This is a genomic window from Alienimonas chondri, from assembly GCF_013036045.1.
Classification (GTDB): domain Bacteria; phylum Planctomycetota; class Planctomycetia; order Planctomycetales; family Planctomycetaceae; genus Alienimonas; species Alienimonas chondri.
On sequence record NZ_WTPX01000298.1, the window covers coordinates 1 to 2301 of the forward strand.

Consider the following 2301-nt stretch of genomic DNA (forward strand, 5'->3'; position numbering starts at 1 on the left):
GTCAAGGGGCGGCAGGATGTCGACGGGGGGCAGGATGTCGACGAGGGGGGCGGCGTACAACGCGGCGATCTCTTCCGCCGACAGCGCCGCGTGGAAAATCGACAACTCGTCGATGCGGCCGTGCCAATATCCGGGGTTGTATTCGTCCGGGTAGGGGGCGTCGGCCTGCAGCTTCGCGCCGATGCCCACGTGCGGCGGGCCGTCGATCGCCAGTCCGTCGCACTCCGTCGAGGCCGCCTCCACGCCGTTTCGATACAGCCGCAGTCGGTCGCCGTCCACGACGAAGGCGACGTGTTGCCAGACGCCGATGGGCAACCGCGTGCCCTCGCGGATGCCGACGACCTCGCCCGCCCGGTCCCGGACCTGCACTTCGAGGTCGCCGTCGTCCTCGTGCAGACCGAAGTGAAACTGTCCGCCGGAGCGAAGATAGCGGGTTCGGTCTTCCGAGAACTCGACGTCCCAATGCTTCGCGATCGCCGCCCACCGCGGGCGGGCGTCCGCCTTCACCCAGGCGCAGACGGTCAACGCCGCGGACGGCGCCGGTCGGTAGTCGGGGAGGATCGCGTAGGCGTTCGTCCCGGGACCGCCCAGATCCAGCGCCCCGCCGACCCGACCCGGTTTGAAGGGTGGAGCGGACATCGTCCCGGAGATCACGCGGGCGTCCGTGCGGTTCGATCCGCGGTCTTCCAACGTGGCGCCGTTCGGCGACGGGGCCATGCCGAGCAGCGTCTCCGGCTTCAATCGTTCGATCAGCTTCATGTACGCCGTGTCGAGGCCCGTCGTTTCGTCCAGGCGGCGAACGAAGCGGTCGTGGTCGATGTCGATGCCCTCCGGAATGCGGGAGGAGCCGGGGACGCGGGTCGCCTGTTCGGAGGTGAGGCGAACCCCGGGCATACCGGCGGGGGCGCCTTTCGCGTCCACTTCCACGACGCCGTCGAACACATGGATTTCACTGGTCCGATCCGTGGAGACGTCGACGGCGAACTCGGTTCCGTAATCCACGAGATCGATCGTGGGGGTCTCCACGGCGAACCCGACGCCGCTCTCCGGCACGACCGCGGAGAGGCGACCGGTTTCCAGATACAATCGGCGACCGGAATCGACGCGGAAGCTCGCGGGGGAGGCGATCGTGACCCGGACGCCCTGGGGCAACGCCAACTGCATAAAGCCCCGGGAGAGCCGGTATCCGCCGATTCGAATCGCATTCCCGGGCAGGGAGGGGACCGCGTCGCCGCCGCCGAACAGCTCCGCGCCGCGGCTGCTTTCGATCTGACCCACGGCCGGGCCGAGGGCCGTGGCGGCGACGGAACTCGGCGCCGCCGGGGGGCCGGCGACCGCTTCGGCCGGCCTGCGGAACTCCTGAGAGATCGACCAGACCAGCGAGCAGGCCAACAGCAGCGACGCGACGAGAGCGAGGGCCCGCCAACGTTCGATGCGGCGCACGATCGCGATCGGGCCGATCGCGTCCGCATCGGCGGGCGTCGCTTCAAAGGGCGTCCGCTCCAGCGTGCCGTGCTCCCAGGCGAGCATGGCGTGCAATTGGCAGTACTCCGTATAGACGTCTCGCAGGTCCGGCGCGCGCTTCAGCAGGGCCGCGATTCGACGCATGCGGGCGTCGTCCGCGGGGCCGTTGAACTGCGCTTCCAGCAAGTCGACGAGTTCCCGCTCGAGCCGGCGCAGATCGTCGCGGCTCGGGTCGAGCGGGGCCGGGTCGGCGGGGCCGGCCGGTTCGTCGCTGGAGGGGGGACGACGGTCGTCGGTCATGAGAGCCCTTCGATCGCGGGGCCGGCGTTCACGCACCGAATGAGGGAGGAGCGGGCGCGGAACAGCAACTGTTTTAACGCATTGACGGTGAGGTCGGCGTCGTCGGCGATCTGTTCCAGCGAACGCTCCGTTCCGTAGCGAAGCCCCACGAAGGTCCGCTGCCGATCGTTCAGCTTCTCCAGGCAGGCGCGCAACCGCTTCTGCCGCTCCGGATACCGTTCGTCGAGCCGCTCCGCCCGGGCGGCGAGATCCCCCAACAGGGCGTCGTCGAAGACCAGTTTCTCCCGCTGACGCTTCTTCCGACTGGCGAGCACCTCGTAATACGCCACGCGGAACGACCACGCGATGAAGTTCGTGCCCGGCTCGTACTGATCGGCCTTCTCCCAGAGGACCGTGTTCGTCTGCTGAAGCACGTCTTCCGCCTCGGTCGGGTCCAACGCCAGCGACAGGATATAAGCGTACAGCCGACTTTGGCTCCCGGTGAGTTGCGCGATGAAGTCGGTCGTCGACATCGGATCCGGGGGCGGGGCGTCGGGG

Annotated in this window: 2 protein-coding genes; both read right to left on the reverse strand. The window is 68.8% G+C overall.

Annotated elements, in window-relative coordinates; translation table 11 throughout:
- The coding region (locus tag LzC2_RS21160; protein WP_171190005.1) for a LamG-like jellyroll fold domain-containing protein at positions 1-1764 on the reverse strand (1764 nt) is incomplete at its 3' end.
- On the reverse strand, positions 1761-2301 hold a 541-nt coding region (locus LzC2_RS21165), incomplete at its 5' end, for a sigma-70 family RNA polymerase sigma factor (protein ID WP_206678859.1). The genes LzC2_RS21165 and LzC2_RS21160, both read right to left, overlap by 4 nt.